General features: G+C 59.9%; 23 protein-coding genes and 2 other annotated features (1 of these 25 running past the window's edge). Of the genes, 13 read left to right on the top strand and 10 right to left on the bottom strand.

The window, feature by feature from the left end; genetic code table 11:
- Positions 1 to 176 (bottom strand) — a binding site (T-box leader) (it extends 96 nt beyond the left edge of the window).
- A gap of 50 nt (positions 177 to 226) precedes the next feature.
- Positions 227 to 1432, bottom strand: coding sequence for an ATP-binding protein (locus tag KQI82_RS01585; protein WP_241426585.1), 1206 nt, complete (start codon positions 1430 to 1432; stop codon positions 227 to 229).
- A 337-nt stretch (positions 1433 to 1769) separates the two neighbouring features.
- Positions 1770 to 2025 (top strand) — a binding site (T-box leader).
- Between the two features lie 96 nt (positions 2026 to 2121).
- On the opposite strand from KQI82_RS01585, the gene KQI82_RS01590 reads away from it, so the two are divergent.
- The 5 genes from KQI82_RS01590 (at position 2122) to nrdG (ending at position 7076) form a co-directional block, all read left to right on the top strand.
- Positions 2122 to 3627, top strand: coding sequence for a 2-isopropylmalate synthase (locus KQI82_RS01590; protein ID WP_216557767.1), 1506 nt, complete (start codon positions 2122 to 2124; stop codon positions 3625 to 3627).
- A 2-nt stretch (positions 3628 to 3629) separates the two neighbouring features.
- A complete protein-coding gene (gene leuC, locus KQI82_RS01595; protein WP_216557770.1) occupies positions 3630 to 4898 on the top strand; it encodes a 3-isopropylmalate dehydratase large subunit in 1269 nt (422 codons plus the stop codon).
- On the top strand, positions 4895 to 5377 hold the full coding sequence (gene leuD, locus KQI82_RS01600; RefSeq protein WP_216557771.1) for a 3-isopropylmalate dehydratase small subunit: 483 nt from the start codon (positions 4895 to 4897) through the stop codon (positions 5375 to 5377). Before leuC ends, leuD begins: the two co-directional genes overlap by 4 nt.
- 4 nt (positions 5378 to 5381) lie before the next feature.
- The gene (gene leuB, locus KQI82_RS01605; RefSeq protein WP_216557773.1) at positions 5382 to 6452 is read left to right on the top strand and encodes a 3-isopropylmalate dehydrogenase; all 1071 of its coding nucleotides are present in this window, start codon (positions 5382 to 5384) and stop codon (positions 6450 to 6452) included.
- A gap of 102 nt (positions 6453 to 6554) precedes the next feature.
- Complete coding sequence (gene nrdG, locus KQI82_RS01610; RefSeq protein WP_216557776.1) at positions 6555 to 7076, top strand: anaerobic ribonucleoside-triphosphate reductase activating protein; 522 nt, start codon at positions 6555 to 6557, stop codon at positions 7074 to 7076.
- Positions 7077 to 7120: 44 nt separating this feature from the next.
- Here the strand turns inward: nrdG and KQI82_RS01615 are convergent, their stop codons facing one another.
- The 8 genes from KQI82_RS01615 to KQI82_RS01650 all read right to left on the bottom strand — a co-directional run bounded on the left by KQI82_RS01615 (position 7121) and on the right by KQI82_RS01650 (position 16024).
- Positions 7121 to 8134 carry an alcohol dehydrogenase catalytic domain-containing protein gene (locus KQI82_RS01615; RefSeq protein WP_216557779.1) on the bottom strand — a complete coding sequence of 338 codons (1014 nt, stop codon included), beginning with the start codon at positions 8132 to 8134 and terminating at the stop codon, positions 7121 to 7123.
- Positions 8135 to 8156: 22 nt separating this feature from the next.
- A complete protein-coding gene (locus KQI82_RS01620) occupies positions 8157 to 9497 on the bottom strand; it encodes an FAD-dependent oxidoreductase (RefSeq protein WP_216557782.1) in 1341 nt (446 codons plus the stop codon).
- Positions 9498 to 9558: 61 nt separating this feature from the next.
- Complete coding sequence (locus KQI82_RS01625; protein ID WP_216557785.1) at positions 9559 to 10860, bottom strand: TRAP transporter large permease; 1302 nt, start codon at positions 10858 to 10860, stop codon at positions 9559 to 9561.
- Positions 10845 to 11339: a TRAP transporter small permease gene (locus tag KQI82_RS01630; protein WP_216557789.1), complete on the bottom strand. Its 495-nt coding sequence runs from the start codon at positions 11337 to 11339 to the stop codon at positions 10845 to 10847. The genes KQI82_RS01625 and KQI82_RS01630 overlap by 16 nt, the downstream gene beginning before the upstream one ends.
- A 128-nt stretch (positions 11340 to 11467) precedes the next feature.
- Positions 11468 to 12448: a TRAP transporter substrate-binding protein gene (locus KQI82_RS01635; protein WP_216557792.1), complete on the bottom strand. Its 981-nt coding sequence runs from the start codon at positions 12446 to 12448 to the stop codon at positions 11468 to 11470.
- Between the two features lie 416 nt (positions 12449 to 12864).
- Positions 12865 to 14409: a tripartite tricarboxylate transporter permease gene (locus KQI82_RS01640; RefSeq protein ID WP_216557794.1), complete on the bottom strand. Its 1545-nt coding sequence runs from the start codon at positions 14407 to 14409 to the stop codon at positions 12865 to 12867.
- A gap of 12 nt (positions 14410 to 14421) precedes the next feature.
- Complete coding sequence (locus KQI82_RS01645; protein WP_216557797.1) at positions 14422 to 14889, bottom strand: tripartite tricarboxylate transporter TctB family protein; 468 nt, start codon at positions 14887 to 14889, stop codon at positions 14422 to 14424.
- A gap of 106 nt (positions 14890 to 14995) precedes the next feature.
- Positions 14996 to 16024, bottom strand: coding sequence for a tripartite tricarboxylate transporter substrate binding protein (locus tag KQI82_RS01650; RefSeq protein WP_216557800.1), 1029 nt, complete (start codon positions 16022 to 16024; stop codon positions 14996 to 14998).
- Here KQI82_RS01650 and KQI82_RS01655 point away from each other — a divergent pair.
- Genes KQI82_RS01655 through KQI82_RS01675 form a run of 5 tightly spaced genes read left to right on the top strand, consistent with a single transcriptional unit; the run spans position 15999 to position 19237 of the window.
- Entirely contained in the window at positions 15999 to 16310 is a 312-nt protein-coding gene (locus KQI82_RS01655) for a hypothetical protein (RefSeq protein WP_216557803.1), read from the top strand. The genes KQI82_RS01650 and KQI82_RS01655 overlap by 26 nt on opposite strands.
- Positions 16307 to 16588, top strand: coding sequence for a hypothetical protein (locus KQI82_RS01660; RefSeq protein WP_216557806.1), 282 nt, complete (start codon positions 16307 to 16309; stop codon positions 16586 to 16588). Before KQI82_RS01655 ends, KQI82_RS01660 begins: the two co-directional genes overlap by 4 nt.
- Positions 16548 to 17390 (top strand): SDR family oxidoreductase, encoded by an 843-nt coding sequence (locus KQI82_RS01665; RefSeq protein WP_216557809.1) that lies wholly within the window; start codon positions 16548 to 16550, stop codon positions 17388 to 17390. The genes KQI82_RS01660 and KQI82_RS01665 overlap by 41 nt, the downstream gene beginning before the upstream one ends.
- Complete coding sequence (locus KQI82_RS01670) at positions 17384 to 18265, top strand: dihydrodipicolinate synthase family protein (RefSeq protein WP_216557812.1); 882 nt, start codon at positions 17384 to 17386, stop codon at positions 18263 to 18265. The genes KQI82_RS01665 and KQI82_RS01670 overlap by 7 nt, the downstream gene beginning before the upstream one ends.
- 30 nt (positions 18266 to 18295) lie before the next feature.
- Positions 18296 to 19237, top strand: a complete 942-nt coding sequence (locus KQI82_RS01675) for an AEC family transporter (protein WP_216557815.1) — start codon at positions 18296 to 18298, stop codon at positions 19235 to 19237.
- A 63-nt stretch (positions 19238 to 19300) separates the two neighbouring features.
- Here the strand turns inward: KQI82_RS01675 and KQI82_RS01680 are convergent, their stop codons facing one another.
- On the bottom strand, positions 19301 to 20743 hold the full coding sequence (locus tag KQI82_RS01680) for a copper amine oxidase N-terminal domain-containing protein (RefSeq protein ID WP_216557818.1): 1443 nt from the start codon (positions 20741 to 20743) through the stop codon (positions 19301 to 19303).
- A 322-nt stretch (positions 20744 to 21065) separates the two neighbouring features.
- Between KQI82_RS01680 and KQI82_RS01685 the strand changes: the two genes are divergently transcribed.
- The 3 genes from KQI82_RS01685 (at position 21066) to KQI82_RS01695 (ending at position 23623) form a co-directional block, all read left to right on the top strand.
- Positions 21066 to 21896 carry a MetQ/NlpA family ABC transporter substrate-binding protein gene (locus tag KQI82_RS01685; protein ID WP_216557821.1) on the top strand — a complete coding sequence of 277 codons (831 nt, stop codon included), beginning with the start codon at positions 21066 to 21068 and terminating at the stop codon, positions 21894 to 21896.
- A gap of 63 nt (positions 21897 to 21959) precedes the next feature.
- The gene (locus tag KQI82_RS01690; RefSeq protein ID WP_216557824.1) at positions 21960 to 22970 is read left to right on the top strand and encodes a methionine ABC transporter ATP-binding protein; all 1011 of its coding nucleotides are present in this window, start codon (positions 21960 to 21962) and stop codon (positions 22968 to 22970) included.
- Positions 22955 to 23623 carry a methionine ABC transporter permease gene (locus KQI82_RS01695; protein WP_216557827.1) on the top strand — a complete coding sequence of 223 codons (669 nt, stop codon included), beginning with the start codon at positions 22955 to 22957 and terminating at the stop codon, positions 23621 to 23623. Before KQI82_RS01690 ends, KQI82_RS01695 begins: the two co-directional genes overlap by 16 nt.
- The last annotated feature ends 2 nt before the right edge of the window (positions 23624 to 23625 follow it).

Below are 23625 nucleotides of genomic sequence, written 5' to 3' on the forward strand. Positions count from 1 at the left end.
CATCAATGTCCGGCGCTCTAACGGGCGCTCCCGGTTCCACTTACGCAGGCAGAGTGCTCTGTCCTTCGGCGAACTGCTCAGGGATGATCTTCCCGCTCCAAACCTCCACTGCCTCGCACCATCCGGCAACTCTCTGATGTGGTCTGGAGGGTACTTGTTCCCCTCAACGCATTTTACATTTGAAATTACTTGCATTGTACGCTAAAACCCTTTTGTTCGTCAATCGTCAATTTGCACAAGAACCAGGCCCAGACATGGCGATTTTATATTCAACATATTGTCGGGCCACCCGGGGCGAGCGTCCGCCGGAACGAAGCGCAAAGGCCTCCGCCTCCTGGAAGAGCTGCTCCTCCGGCGCGTCCAGCCCCTCCCGCTCCGCCAACTGGGCCACCACGCTCAGATAGAGGTCCCGGCTGGGTTTTCCAAAGGTGATGACAATGCCGAACCGGGCGGAGAGGCTGGCCACCTCCTCAAGGGTGTCGCTGAGGTGAATCTCGTCGCCCTGGCGCTGCTGGAAGGTCTCCTGGACCAGATGGCGGCGGTTGCTTGTGGCGTAGACCACCGTGTTTCCGGAGCGGGCGGCCACGCTGCCCTCCAGCACGGTCTTCAGCGCCGTAAAATCCCGGTCGTCGGAGGCAAAGGACAGGTCGTCGATGAACAGGATGAATTTCAGGGGAAGGCCGCTGAGGGTGTCCAGCAGGGCGGGGATGTGGCGCAGGCGGCTCTTTTCCACCTGGATCAGCCGCAGCCCCTGATCCTGATAAGCGTTGGCCAGGGCCTTCACCGTGCTGGACTTTCCGGTACCCGCGTCGCCGTAGAGCAGCACGTTGTTGGCCGGCAGGCCCTGGAGCAGGGCCTGAGTGTTTCTGATGAGCTTCTCCCGCTCCGCCTCATAGCCATAGAGCTCTGAAAGCTGCTGGGGATCGGGGTGCTCCACCGCCACCAGACGGCCCTGGGGGGATACGGAGAACACATGGTATTGGGCAAAGATGCCAAATCCGGACTGGGGCGAGCGCTTCAGCATCCGTCGGTACACCTGGGTGAACCGCTCTCCCTCAGCGCTCCAGGCGGGCAGTTCCTCCACCCGGTCCTTCAGGCCAAACCGATCGCACAGCTCCTCGCTGGATAAGACCGCCTCCTCCAGGAGCGCCAGTTCCCGCTCCAGCCACTGCTCGGCCTGAAAGCCCACCGTCCATTGGGAGGCCGCCGAGCGGACATAGAAGTTGTCGTCCCGCAGCACCAGCGTCTCCACCGCCTGGTGCAGATCCGTGCCCCGGGGATAGAGCTCCGCCGCCAGGTCGCACATCCTTGCGGCCGCGCTTTCCCGGTCCGCCTCCAGCAGCGCGGCCAGGGCCTCCATCAGCGGCTCTCCCCGCAGGTTCCGAAAGATGACAAGGTGGCGCAGGGCCTGCGCCGTCTGCCTCATATCCATGGTATCTCTCCTTTGTCAATCCGAACAAATTTGATGCGCGCCGGCCGGGGAAGCTTTGCAAAAAGCCACAAGTCCGGCCCGCTCTCAGCAGACAGGACCGGGAAGGTCCGGGGCCGCTCTCTCTTTTTTAAAACAAAAATTCAGGGACAAACCCAGCCAACATTCTCAGCTTTTCTTATGAAACCGCATCAATTTCATACTTTTTCTAAAATTTCACGGTTACAGTACGTCTTGCAGTATACACGGATGATCCGGGCGATGCAAGTCCAATTTCGCCGAAAATTTTTCTTGACAACCGGAAAAATTTCCTGTATTCTTGCAAACAACAACACAACGAACAGATACGATGACAGGGAGAAAGTCCCTCCGCGATGTTTCAGAGAGCCGCCGGTTGGTGAGAGGCGGTACGGAGCTGGGAGACGTCACTGGCCCTTGAGTATTCAAGCTGAGGTCTATGGGCTTAGGCGCGAACGGGTTTCCTCACCGTTACCAAAGAGGCAGGATTCGTCCCGATGGGACTGATGCTGAAAGCGGGTATAGCAATATACCAACAAGAGTGGTACCGCGGAAGTGTTTAGGCTTTCGTCTCTTTCAGGAAGAGACGATGGCCTTTTTTATTTTGTCGTTTCGTTGTTCGTTGACGATTTTCAGTTCAGCCACTGGCGGAAATGTAAGGAGGATCAGTTCTCATGAACAAAATCAAGGTATTTGACACGACGCTGCGGGATGGGGAGCAGTCTCCCGGGTGCAGCATGAACCTGTCGGAGAAGATCGAAATGGCCCGGCAGCTGGATGCGTTGGGCGTGGACATCATCGAGGCCGGCTTTGCCATTGCCTCTCCCATGGACTTCAAGAGCGTACAGACCATTGCGGAAGTCGTCACCAACTGTAAGGTCGCCAGTCTCGCCCGCTGCACAAAGGGCGATATTGACGCCGCCTGGGAAGCCGTGAAGGGCGCGAAGTACCCGCGCATCCACGTGTTCCTGGCCACCAGTGACATCCACATGGAATACAAGCTGCGCATGACCCGTGAGCAGGTGCTTGAGAGCATTGCCGAGAACGTGGCCTACGCCAAGTCCTTCTGCGGCGACATCGAGTTCTCCGCCGAGGACGCCTCCCGCTCCGACCCCGCCTTTTTGGCCAAGGCCTACTCCACGGCCATCGCCGCCGGGGCAACGGTCATCAACGTGCCCGACACCGTGGGCTATTCCACGCCCCAGGAGATGGGAGAGCTCATCTCGTATCTGAAAAAGCACGTGGAGGGCGTGGACCAGGTGGACATCTCCGTCCACTGCCACGACGACCTGGGAATGGCCGTGGCCAACACCTTAGCCTGCGTCCAGGCCGGCGCCACCCAGGTGGAATGCACCGTCAACGGCATCGGCGAGCGGGCTGGCAACGCCAGCCTGGAAGAGGTGGTCATGGCGCTGAAGACCCGCCAGGATTTCTACCAGGCCGACACCGGCGTCAACACCAGGCAGATCTACCGCTCCAGCAAGCTTCTGAGCAACATCACCGGCGTCAGCGTGGCCCCAAGCAAATCCATCGTGGGCGCCAACGCCTTTGCCCACGAGTCCGGCATCCACCAGCACGGCGTGCTGGCCAACGCCCAGACCTACGAGATCATGAAGTCCACCGACGTGGGCATCCCCCAGAACACCATGGTCTTAGGCAAGCACTCCGGCAAGCACGCCCTGCGGGAGAAACTGGAGTCCATGGGCTACGAGGTCAGCGACGAGCGGCTGGACGAGATTTTTGTCCGCTTCAAGACCCTGGCGGACAAAAAGAAAACCATCACCAGCTCCGATCTGGAGGCTCTGGTCCTGAATCAGCGCCGGGTGGACAACGTGACCTACGACTTTGTCAGCCACGTGGTCAATACGGGCCTGGACGTGCCCAACACCGCCTGCATCAAGGTGAAAAAGGACGATGAGACCATCGAGGAAGTGGCCATGGGCACCGGCCCCTTAGACGCCTCCTTCAAAGCCATCAACCACATCGTGGGCATGGACGTGACCCTCAGCAGCTTCAGCCTCAACGCCGTCACCGACGGCGAGGACGCCATTGGCGAGGCCACGGTGAAGCTTGCCTACGGCGACAAGACCGTCACCGGCCGGGGCCTCTCCACCGACATCATTGAGTCCTCCATCCGGGCCTACATCAACGGCATCAATAAAATTGTGGGGGTGCAGTAAGCATGGGCATGACAATGACGCAGAAAATTCTGGCCAAGCACGCCGGTCTTCCCGAGGTCCGCCCGGGCCAGCTCATCATGGCGAAGTTAGACCTGGTCTTAGGCAACGACATCACCTCGCCCGTGGCCATCAACGAATTTGAGGCCGCCGGGTTCGACCAGGTCTTTGACAAGAGCCGCATCGCCATGGTCATGGATCACTTTACCCCCAACAAAGACATCAAGGCCGCCACCCAGTGCAAGCAGTGCCGCGCCTTTGCCATGCGCTTTGACCTGGACAACTACTACGACGTGGGCGCCATGGGCGTGGAGCACGCCCTGCTGCCGGAGAGGGGCCTGGTGGCCCCCGGAGAGGCCGTCATCGGCGCCGACTCCCACACCTGCACCTACGGCGCCTTAGGCGCCTTCTCCACCGGCGTGGGCTCCACCGACATGGGCGCGGCCATGGCCACGGGGCAGACCTGGTTCAAGGTCCCCGCCGCCATTCGGGTCCACGTCACCGGCTCCTTCCGGCCCTATGTCTCCGGCAAGGACGCCATCCTGCACCTCATCGGCCGGATCGGCGTGGACGGGGCGCTGTACCAGTCCCTTGAGTTCTCCGGACCGGGGTTGAAGAACCTGACCATCTACGACCGCCTGACCATGGCCAACATGGCCATCGAGGCGGGCGCCAAAAACGGCATCTTTGCCGTGGACGACGTGACCCGCGCCTATGTGGAGGGCAGGGTCAGCCGGCCGTGGGAATCCTTTGAGGCCGACGCGGACGCCGAATACGTCCGCACGGTGGAGCTGAATCTCAGTGAGATCGACTGCACCGTGGCCTATCCCCACCTGCCGGAAAACGCCCACAGCGCTGCTGAGAGCGGACACATCGCCATCGACCAGGTGGTGATCGGCTCGTGCACCAACGGCCAGATCGCCGACATGGCGGCGGCCGCCGCGGTGCTCAAGGGCCGGCACATCGCCGACGGCGTCCGGGCCATCGTCATCCCCGCCACCCAGCGGGTCTATCAGGAGTGCATCCGCCAGGGCTGGATGGACACGTTCCTTGAGGCGGGCTGCGCGGTCTCCACGCCCACCTGCGGCCCCTGCCTGGGCGGTCACATGGGCTGTCTCGCCGCCGGAGAGCGCTGCGTCTCCACCACCAACCGCAATTTCGTGGGCCGCATGGGCCACGTAGACAGCGAGGTCTATCTGGCCTCTCCCGCCGTGGCGGCGGCATCCGCCGTCACCGGAACAATCACCCATCCCAAGGAGGTCATGGACGCATGAAAGCACACGGTACAGTATTCAAATACGGCGACAACATAGACACCGACGTCATTATCCCCGCCCGGTACCTGGCCTCCCAGGACCCCAGGGAACTGGCCTCCCACTGCATGGAGGACATCGACGCCTCCTTTGTGGGGCGGGTTCAGTCCGGCGACATCATGGTGGGCGGCTTCAACTTCGGCTGCGGCTCCTCCCGGGAACACGCGCCCATCGCCATCCGGGCCGCCGGCGTCAGCTGCGTCATCGCAAAGACCTTTGCCCGCATCTTTTACCGCAACGCCATCAACATCGGCCTTGCCATCCTTGAGTGTGAGGCCGCCAGCGACGGCATCCGGGACGGGGACGAGGTCAGCGTGGACTTTGACTCGGGTGTCATCACCAACCTCACCCGGGGCGAAACCTATCAGGCTGAGCCTTTCCCGCCGTTCATCCGGGACATGATCGACAAGGGCGGCCTGATGGCCTCCATCAAGAGGTGAGGGCATGGAGAAGAAAATTGCTGTCATCCGGGGCGACGGCATCGGCCCGGAGATCGTAAACGAGGCGGTTGCCGTCCTGGACGCCGTGGCCACCAGGTTCGGCCACACCTTCCGCTACAGCGACGTGCTCATGGGCGGGTGCGCCATCGACGAATGCGGTGTCCCCCTGCCCCAGGCCACCGTGGACGCCTGCCTTGCCTCTGACGCCGTGCTCTTAGGCGCGGTGGGCGGTCCCAAGTGGGATGCCGTCCCCAAGGAGCTCCGTCCGGAGCGGGGCCTTCTTGGCCTGCGGGGCGCATTGGGCCTCTATGCCAATATCCGCCCGGCCCGGCTCTTTCCCCAGCTTCGCCGCGCCTGCCCCCTGCGGCCGGAGATCGCGGACAAGGGCATCGACTTTCTGGTGGTCCGGGAGCTCATCGGCGGCGTCTACTTTGGCGAGCACCGCTCCGAGCAGGTGGACGGCCAGGAAAAGGCCACCGACATCATGGCCTACAGCGAGGAGGAGATCCGCCGCATTGCCCACGTGGCCTTCCGCCTGGCGGAGAAGCGGCGCAAAAAGGTCACCTCTGTGGACAAGGCCAACGTGCTGGCCACCTCCCGGCTGTGGCGCCGTGTGGTCGCCCAGGTGGCCCAGGGCTATCCGGACGTGGAGCTCAGCCACATGTATGTGGACAACTGCGCCATGCAGATCGTCCGGGACCCCTCTCAGTTCGACGTGATCGTCACGGAGAACCTCTTCGGCGACATCCTCTCCGACGAGGCCAGCATCATCACCGGCTCCATCGGCATGATCCCCTCCGCCTCCTTGGGGGGAGGCACCCTGGGTCTTTATGAGCCCATTCATGGCTCCGCGCCGGATATCGCCGGCACCGATGCCGCCGATCCCATCGGCACCATCCTGGCGGCGGCGGAGCTCCTGCGGGACTCCTTTGACCTGATGGAGGAGGCCAGGGCCGTGGAGGACGCGGTGAGCCGCGTTTTGGACGCGGGCTACCGCTGCGGCGACATCATGACCAAGGGCTGCACCGCCGTGGGCTGCCGGGAGATGGGCCGGCTCATCCGCGAGGCCATCTGAAGCGCATGTTTGACCCGGCCGGAACTCCCGGCCGGGCCTTTTCTTTTCCCCCGCGCTATGGTACAATGGCTCCAAACCACACCGAATCATGAAGGAGTCACTATGCACTACGGAGAGATCAAAAACTGCGACATTGCCAACGGCGAGGGCGTCCGGGTGAGCCTGTTCGTCTCCGGCTGCACCAACCACTGCGAGCAGTGCTTCCAGCCCCAGACCTGGGACTTTGACTACGGCCGGCCCTTCACCGCCCGGACCGAGGAGGAGCTGATAGACCTCCTGGCGCCGGACTACATCAGCGGACTGACGCTCTTGGGCGGAGAGCCGTTTGAGCCGGAAAACCAGCGGGTTCTGGTGCCGTTTTTGCGCCGGGTGCGTGGGACGCTGCGGCGCAAGACCATCTGGAGCTTTTCCGGTTTTACCTATGAGGAGCTTCTCTCACCGGATGCCTATCCCCACTGCGAGGTGACGGAGGAAATGCTGGGCCTTTTGGACGTGCTGGTGGACGGACGGTATGTGGCGGCGCTCCGCGACATCTCCCTGCGGTTTCGCGGCAGTTCCAACCAGCGGATCATCGACTTGAACCAAAGCCGCCGGGCAGGGCACATCGTCCTCTGGAATGGCTGAAAAAAGGAACGCCTCCCCAATGGGGAGGCGTTCCTTTTTGATGTTTACAGGGCGATCAGGTACTTAAACGCCTCATGGCGGCGAAGGCTGTCGTAGGCCCGGCCCAACTCCTCCAGAGGGACCGGGCGCTCCATATCGTACCAGAGCGACGCGTCCAACTGGCCACGAAGGATCATGGCCTGTACCTCGGCGTTGGCCTCCTCCTCATCGTAGCCGTCCGTATAGACCCGGAAGCTGTGGGCCGCCTGGAAGGGATTGAGGCCGTAAGCCGCCCGGTTGTTCCACCCGTAGACGCCCACAACCGCGTCCCGGCGCAGCACGCCCAGCACCCGGTTCACCACATCGGCACCGCCCACGCCGTCGATGAGCACATCAAAGCCATTGCCGAATTCGGCCTGAAGCGCCTCCGGCAGGGACTCGTCCTTATAATTGTAGTACCCGCACAGCGGCAGTTTACGGAAGGTTTCCTCCTTGGAGAGGCTCCCCACCACCACGACCTCCGCGCCCAGATTGCACGCGTGGGCGGCAAAGGACAGCGCGTTGCCGCCGGAGCCGATCAGCAGCACCTTCTTGCCGCTGCCCACGCCAAGCCGTTTGCTGTAGGAGAGTGTCTCACGCCAGGTGATGATCATGGGCGCGGTCTTCTCGTCAATGGAGGGGTGGATGATCTGATTCACCCGGCTGCGGTTCCAGAGGGCCGGGTCCACGCCGTCCTTTTTCATCTGCCAGTGGTCCCGGGCCACGCCGTACTCGGCAAACCCGCCCCAGTTGGAGGCAAGGCCCGCCGCTCCGGGATATCCCACGCGGCTCACCAGATCGCCCACATGGAGGTTTTTCACCCTGTCTCCCACCTCCACCACACGGCCCACGCTCTCATGTCCTAACACAGTGGGAAAGGAGACGGGGAAGGGGTGTTTCCCGCCCATCAGATGGATATCCGTCCCGGCGCAGGTGGCGCCGTAGCAAAGGGCGCACAGCGCATCATAGGGGCCTATTTCCGGCATGGGTACATCAAGGACCTCTAACGCACCGATTTTTGTGACAACAGCTGCTTTCATAAATTTCTCCTTTCCACAGGAGTTATAAAATCGCTCCCTGTTCCTTCAGTATACCACGCACGGCCTCAGTGGTAAACGTCCCGGCCGCGCAGGAGGCGGCCATCACGCCGGCGGCGTGTCCCGTGGACATGCACGTCATGGAGATGCGGCAGGAGGCGTTAGCCTCAAAGGTGGCGCTGATGCAGCGGCCGGCTAAGAACAGATTCTCCACCGACCGGGCCATCAGGCACTCCTGGGGAATGTGGTAGCCGGACACGATGCGCTCAAACTTCATGCCGTCATCGCTCTGGTGGATGTCGATGGGGAAGGCCCCCATGGCCACATCCGTGGGGCCGCAGCGGGCGGCCACGATATCGTCCCGGGTGAGGGTGTACCTGCCCACGGCCCGGCCGCTCTCCCGCACGCCCACATAGCCGGTCTGGGCAATGTAGGAGTTTGCAAAGGCCGGGATGGTGCGGCGGAACCAGCTGTGGAGCTGGCGCACCTGCTCCATGCCCTGGCGCTGGGCCTCCGAGAGGGCAAGGGGGTCCAGGGGGTCCGCGTTGATGCGGGAGTAATTGGCAATGACCTCCCCGGGGCGGGTAGTCTGCATCATGTGAATCTCATTGCGCAGCAACCTCAGTGCGCCGGAATCATGGCCCGCCTTCAGCGCGCCCGTAAAGCCCCACAGGTGGAGGCGCTCCGCCTGGAGGTGCAGCTCTTTCTGAAAGGTTTTGAACTCCCCGCTGTGGGCGGCCACATACTCCTTCAGCAGGTCAATGTCCACGCCGCCGATGCGGCAGAGCACCGTCACCGGCTGGCTGCGGCCGGATTCGTCGCCCACCTCCACGTCGTTGCCCGCCAGATAGGAGGCGTAGCCGCCGCCGGTGGCGTCCACCACGGCGCTGCACTCCACCCGGACCGCGCCGGTCTTGGTCCGCAGGCACAGCGCGGAAATGGACGCGCCGTCTTTCTCCACCTCCTCCAGCGTGGCCTCGGTGAGCACGGTGACGCCATAGCGGTGCAGAAATTCCAGCAGGGCAAACTTCATGGTCTCCGCATCATAGGGCACGATGGAGGCGCAGTAGCCGGTGGTGTCCTCCACCGCCCTGGCAGCGCTGTCCAAGGTGCGGAGGAAGTCCAAAAACTCCCGGGCCATGCCGGCAATCACCGTGCCCTTTGAGTCCTCCGGAGTCATCAGCGCCTCCAGCGGCCCCATGGTCACCACGCCGCCCAAAAAGGTGGAGGACTCCGCTATCAGTGTCCGTGCGCCGCTTTTCGCGGCGGCGGCCGCCGCCATCACACCGGCGATGCCGCCGCCCACCACCGCCACGCCGCAGTGGATGGTGCGGTCTAAGGGCTTGGTGGTGCGATTGATATTCATTTGCATTCCTCCTATTGGAAATCGCCCAAGTGCTGCACTTGGGCGATTTTGCAGATCAAATTCAGCTCAGGTCGTAGATCAGGTTGGGCAGCGCTGTGGAAATCTGAGGGATAAAGGTGATGGCCAGCAGCACCGCGACCATGACGGCGTAAAATGGCAGCATGGCCTTTGTCAGCTGTTCTATGGACCGTTTGGCGATGGCGCTGCACACAAAGAGCAGCACGCCCACCGGCGGCGTGATCAGGCCGATGCCAAGGTTCAAAATCATGATGACGCCCAGCTGGATGGGGCTCATGCCGATGGCGGTGACCACGGGCAGAATAATGGGGGTAATGATCAGGATGGAGCAGATCATATCCATCATGGTGCCCATCAGCAGCAAAATCAGGTTGATCAACAGCAGCAGGACAATCTTATTGGAGGAAATACCCAGCAGCAGATTGGTCAGCTTGGAGGGAATCTGCAGATAGGAGACCACCCAGCCAAAGGCGGAGGATACGCCGATCAGCGCCATGACCATGGCCAGGGTCTTCAGGCTGTTGCGCATAATGTTGAGAATCTCCTTCAGGGAAATCTCCCGGTACACCGCAAAGGTGACGATCAGCGCATAGATGCAGGCGATGGCCGCGGACTCGGTGGCGGTGAACACGCCGGTGACCACGCCCAATACCACAATCAGCACGGTGCCAAGGCCCCAGATGCCCTCCCAGGTGGCCCGCAGCGTCCGCTTCAGTGAAAACTTGTCGCCCACAGGGTAGTTCTTTTTCCGGGCCACAATGTAGCAGTAGATCATCAGCGCCAGGCCCAGGAACAATCCCGGCACCAGTCCGCCCATAAAGAGCTGGCCCACGCTGACGCCGCCGGCCGCCATGGCAAAGATGACCATGTTGTGGCTGGGCGGGATCAACAGGCCCTGGACGGAGCTGGCCATGGTGACGGCCGCGGAAAACTCGGTGTCATATCCATTGTCCTCCATCACCGGAATCAGCATGGCGCCGATGGAGGAAACGTCCGCTGTGGGGGAGCCGGAGATGCCGCCGAAGAAGGTGCTGGCCACAATGTTGACCATGCCCAGACCGCAGCGCATCCAGCCCACCAGGGCGTCCGCTAACTTCACCAACCGCCGGGTGATGCCGCCGGAACTCATGATCTCACCGGCCAGAATAAAGAAGGGGACCGCCATCAGGGAAAAGGAGTTGAGCCCTTTCACCGTCTGCTGGGCCACGGTTTGCAGGGGGAGTCCCAAGTACAGCACCGTCAGCAGCGTGGATGCGCCGATGGAAAACAAAATATGGTTGCCCAGGAAGATCAGCAGAAAAAAGCTTCCCAGGAGAATAATCGTAGCAATTACTTCCGTTGACATAGCGTCCTCCCCAATTGATACAAAAGCATGATGGTCATGGCAAGGCCGCCGATGCAGACCGAGCCGTACAGCACGGAGGAGGGCAGGCCGCTGCCGGGCAGCTTTGTGCGGGACGTCTGCTCGATCAGGTCCAGGCCCTTCCAGAAGAGCACGCCGCAGAAAAAGATGTTCAAAAGCGCAAAAATTGTATTGCGGATTTTCAGCCCCAGAGGGCCGAACAGCTTGTCAAAAATGGTCATACGCACGTGGGTGTCATCCTTGACCGCCAGAGCGGCCGCCATCAGCGACATCCACACCATCAGAATTTTGGAGACTTCCTCCGCCCAGGACGGCGTGCTGTTGAGCACGAACCGGCCAAAGACCGCCCAGGTAATGACCACCACCTGGCCGGCCAGGCAGATCACACAGATCCACTGGACCAGGCTGTACAGCAGGTCAATGACCCGCTCCACCTTTGATTTTCCCAATTGATGTTCCATATATCAGATTCCTCTCTGAACCGCGCCCGCTGCGGACGCTATCCACCGCTCCTAAATTGGAAGAGCGGGGCCGCCGGTCTCTTCGCTTTGCCGACGGCCCCGCGTCACACACAATCCGTCAGAATCGATTACTGCATATCCTGAATCTGCTGCAGCAGCTCCTCATAGCCGGCAGAGAACTGGGCGTACATGGGCTGCACGGCGTCCATCCACTCCTGGGCATTGTCGGGGGTGACAAAGGTCAGGCCCTTCTCCTCCAAAGAGGTGCGGTAGCCGTCCAACTCAGCCTCGGCGATCTCCTTGTAGTAAGCGGCGCCCTCGTCCATGGCCTCCTGCAAAATGGCCTGATCCTCAGCGCTTAAGCCGTTCCAGAAGGATTCGCCCACCAGCATGATGCTGGCCTCGTACTGGTGCGCCATATCAAGGACGTAGGCGCTGACCTCATAGAAGCTCATGTTCAAAATACCCTTCAGCGGGTTGTCGGCGCCGTCCACAATGCCGGTCTGCAGGGAGCTGTAGAGCTCATTGTAGGCGATGGGGGTGGCGGAAGCGCCCAGGCTCTCCACCATGGAGGTGGCCAGGGAGTTGGTCGGGACGCGGATCTTCAGGCCCTTGATGTCATCCAGGCTGGAGACTTCCTTGTTCTTGAAGAAGAAATATCTGCCGGAGGGCTCCAGATAGCCCAGGCCATGGACGCCCAGGCCCTTGTCCACAATCTCCTGGAGCATGGTGTCGCCCACTTCACTCTCCAGCACCTTGTTGGCGCTCTCCAAATCCTTGAACACAAAGGGCAGGGACAGCAGGTTCATGGATTCGGCGCCGGCGTCCGCCAGCCAGGAGGGGTTGGTGCGGCACATCTCGATGGAGCCCATCTGCACGGAACTGAGGATATCGGCCATCTCGCCCATCTGGCCGGCGGGATAGACCTGGACCTCAATGCGGCCGTTGCTCTTTTCGGAAACCAGCTCGGCAAACTTAAGCGAGCGCCACGCCCGGGCGCTGCCGGATGTACTGCCGCTGCCGGACGCGCTGCCGGAGCCGCTGTTACCGCAGGCCGCCAGGGAAAGTACCATTACGAGTGCCAATGCCAAAGACAGAAACTTTTTCATGGTTTTCCTCCTATTTTGATCTCTGTTCTCGATTTATCAACAGCTCAGTCGAGCTTGCCGATCTCCCTGAGGATGACAAGGCCTTCCGCCATCTTCTACCCCAACGGTGAGCACCGCCAGGCTGTCCGCCGGCCCAAGCCGGATCACGGTCACAGCTTCGATTGAGGGCAAAGATGGGATGGCCGCATCTGATTGTACGATGTCATGAAATCATATTGTCAATGTAGCTGAATTTATACAGCTTGTCAACGTTTTGCCGGGAAAAATATATTTTCCCAAATAAAGATTTATGTTTTTACCAAAAGCATTGTTTATTTTTTGTAAAGATTGTTTTTTATGTCTTTGTAATTTTAACAGGCGCTTAACGGCAAAAGGAGAGGCGCATATGCACCTCTCCTTTTGCCGTTAAAGATACTTTATTCTTGGTTTTCCTCAGCCTCAATGTTGGCCACTTCCGCGGCCACTTCTTCTGCCACCAGATCGCTCTTGCTCTTTTTGTTCTTGCTCTGCTTGCGCAGGTTGGAGAACAGCGTAGCGGCGATGATGACGATGAAGAGGATGGAGATGGGGCGGGTAAACAAGATGGTATAGCTGCCACCCGAGATCAGCAGCGCCCGGGACAGGTTCTGTTCCACAGTGGGCCCCAAGATGATGCCCAGGAGCACCGGGGCCACCGGATAGTCCGCCTTGGTCATAAAGTAGCCCGCAATGCCGGCCACCACGGTGGTGATGACATCAAACACGTTGTTGCGCATGGCAAAGGACCCGGTCAGCGCCAAAACAAAGATCACCACGGTGATCATATTCTTCGGCAGGGACAGCACCTTCGCAAAGAGCCGGGCGCACAGCAGGCCGAAAATCACGATGAACAGATTGGAGGTAATGGTTGCGGCAAACACAGAGTATATGGTCTCCGGGTGGTCCCGGAACAGCAGCGGGCCCGGGGTCAGGCCCAGCACCATCAGTCCGCCTAACAGCACCGCCGTACCGGCCTCGCCGGGGATACCCAGAGTGAACATGGGGATCAGCGCGCCGTTGACGCAGGCGTTGTTGCCGGCTTCCGGAGCGGCAATGCCCTCGATGGCGCCCTTGCCAAACTCCTCCGGATGCTTGCTGGAGCGCTTGGCCTCGCCGTAGGACAAAAAGGCGGCGATGTCCGTGCCCGTACCGGGCACGGCGCCCACAAAGGTGCCGATGAACGCGGACTTGACCACGTGGGGCAGAATCCGGATAAAGTCCTTGGCCGAGATGCCGATGTGCTCGATCTTCAGCTGCTTGGCCTGGGGCTGGTCGTACTCCTCCACGCTGTTGAGCGCCTGGGCCATGGCAAAGAGGCCGATGAGCACCGCCTGCAGCGACACGCCGCTGAGCAGGTTCATGGAGCCGAAGGTGAAGCGGATGCTGCCGCTGATGGGGTCGATGCCGATGGTGGCCAGCAGCAGGCCCACCAGTCCGGCGATATAGCCTTTGATCAGGGACTTTCCGGAGACAAAGCTGATCATCGTCAGGCCGTACACAGCCAGCCAAATGTATTCAGGCGCGCCAAACTTCAGCGCGATTTTTGCAATGGTAGGGGCCAGGAAGGTCAGCACCAGGGCGCCGATCAGGCCGCCCATGGCCGAGGCGATGGTGGAGGTGGCCAGCGCCCTGCCAGCCTCACCCCGTTTCGCCATGGGGTATCCGTCGATCAGTGTGGCGCCGGCGGCGGGAGTGCCGGGGGTGCGCAGCAAAATGGCGGAGATGGAGCCGCCGTAGATGGCGCCGGCAAAAATACCGATCAGCAGGGAGAGGCCCACGTCGGAGGGCAGGGAGTAGGTGAAGGGCAGCAAAAGCGTCATGCCCATGGTGCCCGTCAGGCCGGGCAGGGAGCCGATGACCACGCCGGCGATGACACCGATCATCAGGTAGAGCCAGCCGCCGTTTTCGATCATCCGCGCAAATCCGTCAATCAATAAACTCATGATACCCTCCTTTTAACCGAGGAACGTCAGCAGTCCCTTGGGCAGGGGGACCAGCAGCAGCGTGTGGAAGAGATAGTAAGAGGCGAGGGTCGTCACAAGGGGCAGTACGAAATAGACCCAAACTTTTTTCACCCGGAACAGCTTCAGCAGGCAGACCATCAGGACCAGGGAGCACAAAATATATCCCACCGGCTTGAGCAAAATGGCATAGAGAATGATCAGCGCGATGGCAATGACCACTTCCTTTTTGTTGGCCACCGTCACGCTGGTGGTAAGCTTGCCCCGCAGGGCGTTGACCAGCTGCACGGTAGCAGCTACGCTCATCAGCACACAGATGATGCGGGGCCATACGTCCGGGTTCAGAGAGTTGTCGGCGGTTGCTTTGAAAGAGGCGCTGTAGACAAACACAAAAATGGTCACAGCATAGACGGCCAGCGATACGACAACATCGATCCAGTTCCTCTTTTTTGTTGATTCCATGGCCTTTTTTCCTTTCAGCTGTAAAATCAGAAGGAGCTCCTGCTCCCGCCGCCCCGGTCAACCCGGGGCGGCAAAAAGCAGGAGCTTTTCATCCCATCCTCTTTGATTACTGAGACAGGCCCAGCAGTTCGCAGACGGACTTCATGCTGGCGGCGGTATCGTCGCACAGCTGCTTGTATTCCTCGGTGGGCAGGTACTTGATGCCCAGGCCCATGTTGTCCATGGCCTCGATGAAGCTGGGCTCCTCGCTCATCTTGCCGAAAGCCTCGTCCAGAGCGGCAACCACTTCGGGATCCATGCCGGCGGGGCCGCCGATGCCGCGGAAGGTGGACAGCACTACGTCATAGCCCTCGTCCTTCATGGTGGGGACGTCGGTGCTGAAGATGGTCATGGGCTCGTCGGAAAAGGTGGCCAGAACACGGATGTCGCCGGAGGCCTCCAGAGCGGTTTCCTCAGCGCCGGAGAAGGTCACGGCGTCAATGTCGCCGCCCATCAGAGCCGCGTTGCCGGTGGAAGAACCGTCATAGGGAACATAGGTGACCTCGATGCCGGCAGCGTCGGCAAACAGGCCGCCAGCCAGATGCCACAGGAAGCCGGTGCCGGAATGACCGATCTTCAGGGAGCCAGGGTTGGCCTTGGCATACTCCACCACATCAGCCACGGACTGGAAGTCGGAGCTGGCGGAGACAGCAAGGGCGGCGGGGTCGGAGTTGATGTTGCAGATCTGAGTGAAATCGCTGAAATCGAAGGTGTAAACGCCCTGCTCCTTCAGGAATGACAGCTCAACAGGCAGAAGGGCCAGGGTGTAGCCGTCGGGCTCAGCGGAGAGCAGCTGGGCCAAGCCCACAGCGCCGCTGCCGCCGGTGACGTTCTCCACGTTGACCTTCACGCCCAGATACTTCTCGGCGTTCTCAACCAGCTTTCTGGCAACGGTGTCGGTGCCGCCGCCGGCAGACCAGGGAACGATCATGGTGATGTCGTGATCAAAGGTCACGCCGCCGGCCTCGCCGCTGCCGGACGCGCTTCCGCTGCCGGACGCACTGCCGCTGCCGGAAGCGCTTCCGCCGCTGCTGCCGCAGGCTACCAGAGAGAGGGCCAGGACAAGCGCCATGGCCAGAGACAAAAATTTCTTCATGGTAAATCCTCCATTTTTTAATGTATTTATCAACAGCTCAAAAGAGCATGCCGATCAAAAACCGCCGCCAGATGTGGGTTTCCTCCATCCGCGGAGCGAAGCGGCAGGGCCGCTGTACCAAGGGCTGTCGGTTCTTACAACAAGGGCCCCAGCCGCTCTGTCAATTTTCTGTTTCGCAATCATCGTATTGTACGATGTCGTGCAGTTTATGTTAGATGACTTTATCCGCAATGTCAATCTATTTTGGACAGAAAACTGCCGGCTTTTTGCAATTCCTCCGTTTTGACCAAAAAGCCAGTTAATCTTTTGTTAAATATTTGCGAAAAAAGTTTTGCTATTTTTACGCCTCTTTTTTCGCGTTTTTTCAACAACCGCGAAGAAAAGCTTGACTTTTTTATAAAATGTATTATTGTCTTTTGTATGATGTCGTTTGGATTCGGATTGCCCCGGGGCGGACCGGATCCTTTTGGCATGGGTGCCTTGCGGCGCCATTTGGAATTCATTGATTGGAAGGAGCATTCCTATGATTACAAGCAACGATCCTCTGTTCAGCGTGGAAAATAAGATCTGCATCGTCACCGGCGGCATGGGCCAGTTAGGAGCGCAGTTCAGCAAAGCCCTGTGGGAGCGGGGCGCGCGGGTGGCCGTCTGGGGCCGCCACGTCCCCCAGGAGAAGATTGAGAAGATCTACACCAAGGAGCAGTCCACCTCCGACCGGCTGAAGTTTTTTACCGTGGACATCACAAGCAAGGAGAGCCTCAATAAGGCCCTGGACGAGATGGAGCGCTTCTGGGGCGACGCCCCTGACGTGCTGGTAAACAACGCCGGCATCGACACCCAGCCCTCCGCCCCTCCGGAGGTCTCCGGCCCCTTTGAAAATTTTCCTGAGGAGGTGTTCCGCGAGGTGGTGGATGTGAACCTGGTGGGCACCTTCCTGGCCTGCCAGGCGGTGGGCGCCCGGATGGTGAAGGCCAACAAGGGCGGCTCCATCATCAACATCGGCTCCATCTACGGCATGGTTTCCCCCATTCAGGACATCTATGCCTATAAAAAGGAGCAGACCGGCGTGCCCTTCATCAAGCCCGTGGCCTACTCCGCCGCCAAATCCGGTATCTACAACCTGACCCGCTATCTTGCCACCTATTGGGGCAAGCAGGACATCCGGGTGAACACCCTGACGCCCGCAGGCGTGTGGAGAGACACCCAGGACGCCACCTTCCAGGGCAACTTCTGCGCCAGAATGCCCATGGGCCGCATGTCCCGGGAGGACGAGTACAACGGCGCCATCATCTTCCTGGCCTCCAAGGCGTCCTCCTTCATGACCGGCTCCAATATGATCATCGATGGAGGCTGGACAGCATGGTAAATTCCGCCCACCCCGAACTGCAGAGGATTTTCTCCGCCCTCACCGTGCCCATGCACGATGACGAGTGCGTCAACTATGAGGCCCTTGCCCAGATCGTGGAAGCTCAGATCGCCGACGGCGTGGAAGGCTTTTACTGCTGCGGCTCTTCCGGAGAGGGACTGCTGCTGACGCTGGAGGAGCGGAAAAAGATTCTTGAGTGCACGCTGCACCAGGTGTCCGGCCGGGTGCCGGTGGTGGCCCATGTGGGCACCATCCGCACCGCCGACGTCATCGACCTGGCCCGCCACGCCAAAAGCGCCGGCGCCGCGGCGGTGTCCATGATCCCGCCCTACTACTATAAGTTCTCCATGGCGGAGATCACCGGCTATTACAAGGCAGTGCTGGATGCCGTCCCGGGGCTGGAGGCCATTCTCTACAATATCCCACAGTTCACCGGCGTGGAGTTCAGCAAGGACAACGCCGCGGAGCTGCTCAGCGACCCGCGGATCATCGGCATCAAACACACCTCCCAGAACCTCTACAGCCTGGAGCGGATGGCAGCGGCCTATCCTGACAAAGTACTTATCAACGGCTTTGACGAGATGTTCTTGGGCGCGCTCTCCATGGGCGCCAGCTGCACCATCGGCACCACGGTGAATCTGTTCGCTCCCACCTTCTTAAAGTTGCGGGACCTCTACAATGCCGGGCGCATGGCTGAGGCCTTTGCGGAGCAAGCCCTCATCAATCACCGGGTGGAGGTCATGGTGAAGGCCGGCATCTTCAGTGCGGTGAAATACGGCTGGACGGTGCGCGGCATCGACTGCGGTGCCTGCCGCAGCCCCTTTGCGCCGCTGACGGAGGAGGCCAAGGCCTCCATCCGGGAGCTGTTTGCCTGACCCCAACCAAATCCCAAAGGAGCGCCCCAAATGAATCAAGAAGTCCTGTCCACCGCCATCTCTTCGGTCGCGCTGTTTTTGCTGCTGACCATCCCCGGCTTTCTCTTTGCGCGGAAAAACTGGATCAGCGGCGAACAGATGGACGGCCTGTCCAGTATTGTGGTCAACTACCTCTCTCCGGCCACCATCCTCAATGCTCTGATTCATAACACTCTGACGCCTCAGCTGCTGCTGGACGCCGGTACGGCGCTGGGCACCATGCTGGCCGGCATCATACTGGGCATTGTGGTCGGCTACCTCTATATGAAGCTGCGCAGAACAGGACCCAACCCGGGCTACATCACGCTGTTCCTCATGACCTTCTCCAACACCGGCTTCATCGGCATCCCCCTGCTGCAAATGCTTCTTGGCACCGACGCGCTGCTGTTCGCCGCCTGTGGGGAGGTGGTCAACGACCTGTGCATCTTCTCCTTCGGCATGATGATCGCCCAGGTGGGATGCGGCCAGGCCCGCCGCATGAACCTGCGGGGCCTTTTGAATCCCTGCTTTCTCTGCGCGGTGGGCGGTGTGGCGATTCTGCTCAGCGGCATACAGCTGCCGGAGCTGGTGAACAAGCTGCTCTCCACCGCCGCCGGAGGCACTGTGCCGGTGGTGATGTTCCTCATCGGCGCCCAGCTGGGCAAGTGTGACCTCAAGTCCCTGTTTGGAGAGCGCCGTCTCTATGAGATCGTCGCGCTGAAGCTCATAGGCGTGCCGGGGCTCCTTTTCCTGCTGGTCTATGTGCTCCTGGGCGTGCAGACCTTCGCCGTGCGGGCCATTCTTCTGATGACCGCCATGCCCTGCGCCACCATCTGCGCCATATTGACCCGTCAGTACCACGGGGATGCGGACCTTGCCTCCCGGGCGGTGATGCTCTCCACCCTCTTTTCTGTCGTCACCATTCCCTTCTGGGTGGTCGTGACAGCACTTTGACCGGTCGATTCCATAAAAAAAGACAGCCGCTTACGCGGCTGTCTTTTTGTCTGCTGGCTGATCTTACGCAGCGGTGCCGGCGGCGCCGGCAAGGGAGTTCATCATCTCGTCCAGGCTGCCCAGGTCGGTGATCTGAGCGCCGGTGGGGGGAGCGATGGCAGGTTTTTCAGTGGTGACCGCCATCTTCATGTCCATGGTGATCTTAGCAGTGCCCATCTCGCCCATATCCATGTTCATGGTGATGGTGGCGGAGTCCTTGGTCATGGTGCCGTCGCCGGACACGCTGACGCTACTGCCCTCCTGGGTCATACCCATCTTGAAGGTCATCTTCATGGAGCCGTCGCTGTTGGCCTTGATGGTCATGGACAGATCGTCAAACAGGGAGGCGGTCTCACTGTCCAGCTTGGACTTGTCAAAGCTCCACTGATAGGTGGAACCCACCTTGGAGTAGGCGTTGTCGCCTAAGAACGCGCTGGCGGCGGCAGCGTCGGCCTTCACGGCATCATAGAGCTGCGCAGGCGCATTGGCGTCCATATTGGCCACCATCTTCTCCATCATGTAAATGGTTCGGCCCACGGTGGCGGAGCTGGCCAGCTCGGAAAGATCACCAAGGCCCAGGCTCATCTTGTACCAGGTCTCGCCGTTCACCGTGGTGTCCTCAGCGACCAGCGCATCCATCATCGGCATGTTCATGTAGATGACGTCGTTCTTATAGTCATAGATCATCTTTATGGTGATGTTGCTGAACATCTGGCGCATGGCCTCGGCTTCCTCAGCGGTCATGGCGCCGCTCTTCACCGCGGCATCCAGATCCATCTCCTCCAGCAGGGAGGACATGTCGATCTTGGCGTCCATCTCCAGGCTCTGCTTATCCTGAATCATGGTCATATCCATCTTCATGTCGAACTTGACCTCAGCGCCGGTCTCGTCCTTGGAGGACAGGGCGATGTTGGCGGTGGCGGTGGTCTTGTAGTTCTTGTCGGGGTCACTGACCAGCTTTGCCAGTGCCTCATTGAGCACGGTAAAGTTCTTGTCGATTTCCTCGATCAGCGCGTCCTTGTCCACCAGGACGGCAGCGCGGTCGTCGCTGTCCCAGAACACGTCATAACCCAGAGCCTGGGCAAAGAAACGGACAGGCACATAGGTGCGGCCGGCCTTGATATAGCAGGGGACATCCATCTGGATGGTCTCGGCCTTGCCGTCAGCGCCGGTCTTGGTGACCACCTTGCCGCCGGCTTCAAAGCTCAGCGTGGTGTCACCTAACTTGCAGGTAATGGTCCCGCCGGTGACATACTCCACTTCGCCGCCCAGGGTCTCCATCAGGGCACGATAAGGCACCATGGTGCGGCCGGAGGTCAACTCAGGCTTCGCGTCGGGGAAGGCGACCGATTCGCCGTTGAGAACCACCTGGATGTCCTTTTGGGCAGTGGTCTCCACGGCAAAGGAAGGTACCGCCAGCGCAAGGGCCAGTACCAGCGCCAATGCCAGAGATAAGATTTTTTTCATTGTTTCGTCCCTCTTTTTCAGATTTGATTCTCACCGGCCCGTGGGACGGATGAGATTCTTATTTTTTATTTTACCGTTTATGGGCCCGCTTGTCTATAGGGAAACAAAAAACAGCGGCTACTTGTTCGTTATTTTTTCGTTAAGGTGCTTCACCGGCGGCGCAGGTTGTTCTCCTCCATTTTTATATGATTGGATATTTCAATCTTACCACCTGATTAAACGCTAAATACAATCGTCAAATCGTTGACTTTTTCGCCTGATTTTTATATCATTCTACCTGTTGCAACAACATTTTGTTTATTTTTAAGGAGAATGTTTTACTATGAAAAAGGTTCTTTCCCTTGTACTGGCCCTTATTGCGGCGCTTTCCCTGAGCGCCTGCGGGAGCGGCTCCGTCTCTTCCGGAAGCGCTTCCTCCGCCGGCGGCAGCGCCTCCTCTCAGCCCCAGACCATCCAGCTGGGCAGCGGCGGCACCTATGCGGACATGATTGAGGTCCTGGCGGAGCTGGTAGCCGACAAGGGGTACAATGTGGAGGTGGTTCTCTTCGACTCCAACTCCGGTCCGGCCGATGCCTGCAGCGGCGGTGACATCGATGGGTTCATCTACAACCACGCCCCCTGGCTGGAGCAGTACAACAAAGACAATGGTACTGATTTCACCGAGGTAAGCCCCCTGTACTATGGCCGCACCGCCCTCTACTCCGCCAATCACGCCTCCCTGGACGAGCTGCCCGATGGCTCCACCATTGCCATTCCAAACGACTCCACCAACATGGAGAACACGCTGCTCTTCCTTCAGGATCTGGGACTCCTTGAATTAGGAGAGAAAACTGAGAGCTTTTACACCATCCTGGATGTGGTCAGCAATCCCAAGAACATTGAATTTGTGGAGACTGAGATATCCTATACCGCCCGCAGCATTGAGGACTGTGATGCTGTTGTTTGTACCGGCCAGCAAATCATGGAAGCCGGCTTGGATCCCAATGACTTTTTGGCGGAGAACGAATCCAAGAAAAATTACCCCATCGGCCTGACCGTGCGCGCCGAGGACGCGGACAGCGAGTGGGCAGCGGCATTGGACGAGGCGCTGCACTCCGACGAGTTCCGCACCCGGTTCGACGAGCTCTACAAGGGAACTCTGGTTTTATATTGATAAATCTACTTGGAACGAGTGGCCGAAGCGCCGCCCTTTGCCATTGCGGGAGGAGGACATCCCTTGATTGAAATACGCGGACTTTGCAAGCATTTTGACGACTTTTCCGCCCTGGAGGACATCCACATGACCATGGAGAGCGGAAAGGTCTACGGCCTTATCGGCCAGAGCGGCTCCGGAAAATCCACGCTGCTGCGCTGCATCAACGGCCTTACCGGCTACGAAAGCGGCAGCCTGAAAGTGGACGGTGTGGAGGTATCCTCTCTGTCCGGCCTGGAGGCCCGCCGGTTCCGCCGGGACATCGGCATGATTTTTCAGCAGTTTTCCCTGCTCAAGCGGCTGAGCGTCTACGACAACGTGGCGCTGCCCATGCGATGCTGGAAATACAGCAAAAGCGAGATCGACAAACGGGTCACGGAGCTTTTGGAGATGGTCCACATCGCCGACAAGCGGGACGCCCTGCCCACAGAGCTTTCCGGAGGCCAGAAGCAGCGGGTGGCCATTGCCCGGGCGCTGACCATGAATCCAAAATTCCTACTCTGCGACGAGGCCACCTCCGCCCTGGACCCCAACATTGCGGAAACCATTATGGACCTCCTTTCGGACATCAACCAGCAGTTAGGGATCACCATGATCGTCGTCACCCATCAGCTGTCCATCCTGAAGTCCTCCTGTGAGCAGGTTTATCTTTTGGAGCGGGGCCGCCTGGTGGCCCAAGGGGATATCACCTCCTTCTTCTCCACGCCTCCGCAGGCCCTGCGCCGCCTGATGGGCAGCCAGGAGGCCGTTGAACCCACCGGCGGCGGGACGGTGCTGCGCCTGCTGCCCACCCGTCAGCAGGCGGCCCAGCCCATCCTCTCCCGGATGGCCCGGGAGCTGGGCCAGGACTTCAGCGTCCTGAAAGCGGACCGGGAGCAGTACCGCCACGGCGCGGTCACCTACCTGATCATCGAGGTGCCCAATGGGCTCCTTCCCCAGGTCCGGGACTGGCTGGAGCGCCGGCAGATCGCATGGGTGGCGGAGCCCTGCGGGCAAAGCGGAAAGGAGGCGGGTCCCCAATGGATGCAGAACTGATCGCAAGATTCAAGAAATACTTTTTCGGCCTCATTGAACCGGCCATTTACGACACATTGGCCATGTTGGCCGCCACCATGGTGCTGGCCATTTTGTTCGGCTTTGTCATCAGCGTAGTGCTGGTCTCCACCCGGCCCGGCGGTCTCAAGCCCAACAGGACCATCTACTCCGTGCTGAACTTCCTTGTAAATTTCATCCGCTCTTTCCCCATTATGATTCTCATAGTAGCCTTGCTGCCGGTGACCAGGGCCGTCATGGGCACCACCATGGGCATCCGTGGCGCCGTTTTCCCCCTGACCGTGGCCGCCACGCCCTTTATGGCCCGAATCTTTGAAAACGCCATGGTGGAGGTAGACCCCCAGCTCATTGAGGCCGCCCGGTCCTTCGGCGCCTCCAACCTTCAGATTATCTTTCGGGTGATGCTGAAAGAGGCCGTCCCCTCCATCGTTTCCGGCACCACCCTGGCCACGGTCACCTACCTGTCCGCCACCACCATCGCAGGCGCCATCGGCGCCGGGGGCCTGGGCTCCATCGCCATGAACTACGGATACCACCGCTTTGACGACATGGTGCTCTACACCGGCGTTGTCATATTGTGCATTCTGGTTCAGCTAATCCAGCTGATCGGCAACCAAATTTACAAGCGTCTGTAGAG

Source organism: Dysosmobacter acutus, from assembly GCF_018919205.1.
GTDB lineage: Bacteria > Bacillota > Clostridia > Oscillospirales > Oscillospiraceae > Oscillibacter > Oscillibacter acutus.

Bases quoted from the DNA above. Each gene is read 5' to 3' on its own strand.
- KQI82_RS01585 (WP_241426585.1), bottom strand. From the start codon at position 1,432: ATGGATATGAGGCAGACGGCGCAGGCCCTGCGCCACCTTGTCATCTTT.
- KQI82_RS01590 (WP_216557767.1), top strand. From the start codon at position 2,122: ATGAACAAAATCAAGGTATTTGACACGACGCTGCGGGATGGGGAGCAG.
- leuC (WP_216557770.1), top strand. From the start codon at position 3,630: ATGGGCATGACAATGACGCAGAAAATTCTGGCCAAGCACGCCGGTCTT.
- leuD (WP_216557771.1), top strand. From the start codon at position 4,895: ATGAAAGCACACGGTACAGTATTCAAATACGGCGACAACATAGACACC.
- leuB (WP_216557773.1), top strand. From the start codon at position 5,382: ATGGAGAAGAAAATTGCTGTCATCCGGGGCGACGGCATCGGCCCGGAG.
- nrdG (WP_216557776.1), top strand. From the start codon at position 6,555: ATGCACTACGGAGAGATCAAAAACTGCGACATTGCCAACGGCGAGGGC.
- KQI82_RS01615 (WP_216557779.1), bottom strand. From the start codon at position 8,134: ATGAAAGCAGCTGTTGTCACAAAAATCGGTGCGTTAGAGGTCCTTGAT.
- KQI82_RS01620 (WP_216557782.1), bottom strand. From the start codon at position 9,497: ATGAATATCAATCGCACCACCAAGCCCTTAGACCGCACCATCCACTGC.
- KQI82_RS01625 (WP_216557785.1), bottom strand. From the start codon at position 10,860: ATGTCAACGGAAGTAATTGCTACGATTATTCTCCTGGGAAGCTTTTTT.
- KQI82_RS01630 (WP_216557789.1), bottom strand. From the start codon at position 11,339: ATGGAACATCAATTGGGAAAATCAAAGGTGGAGCGGGTCATTGACCTG.
- KQI82_RS01635 (WP_216557792.1), bottom strand. From the start codon at position 12,448: ATGAAAAAGTTTCTGTCTTTGGCATTGGCACTCGTAATGGTACTTTCC.
- KQI82_RS01640 (WP_216557794.1), bottom strand. From the start codon at position 14,409: ATGAGTTTATTGATTGACGGATTTGCGCGGATGATCGAAAACGGCGGC.
- KQI82_RS01645 (WP_216557797.1), bottom strand. From the start codon at position 14,889: ATGGAATCAACAAAAAAGAGGAACTGGATCGATGTTGTCGTATCGCTG.
- KQI82_RS01655 (WP_216557803.1), top strand. From the start codon at position 15,999: ATGGCCAGAGACAAAAATTTCTTCATGGTAAATCCTCCATTTTTTAAT.
- KQI82_RS01650 (WP_216557800.1), bottom strand. From the start codon at position 16,024: ATGAAGAAATTTTTGTCTCTGGCCATGGCGCTTGTCCTGGCCCTCTCT.
- KQI82_RS01665 (WP_216557809.1), top strand. From the start codon at position 16,548: ATGATTACAAGCAACGATCCTCTGTTCAGCGTGGAAAATAAGATCTGC.
- KQI82_RS01670 (WP_216557812.1), top strand. From the start codon at position 17,384: ATGGTAAATTCCGCCCACCCCGAACTGCAGAGGATTTTCTCCGCCCTC.
- KQI82_RS01675 (WP_216557815.1), top strand. From the start codon at position 18,296: ATGAATCAAGAAGTCCTGTCCACCGCCATCTCTTCGGTCGCGCTGTTT.
- KQI82_RS01680 (WP_216557818.1), bottom strand. From the start codon at position 20,743: ATGAAAAAAATCTTATCTCTGGCATTGGCGCTGGTACTGGCCCTTGCG.
- KQI82_RS01685 (WP_216557821.1), top strand. From the start codon at position 21,066: ATGAAAAAGGTTCTTTCCCTTGTACTGGCCCTTATTGCGGCGCTTTCC.
- KQI82_RS01695 (WP_216557827.1), top strand. From the start codon at position 22,955: ATGGATGCAGAACTGATCGCAAGATTCAAGAAATACTTTTTCGGCCTC.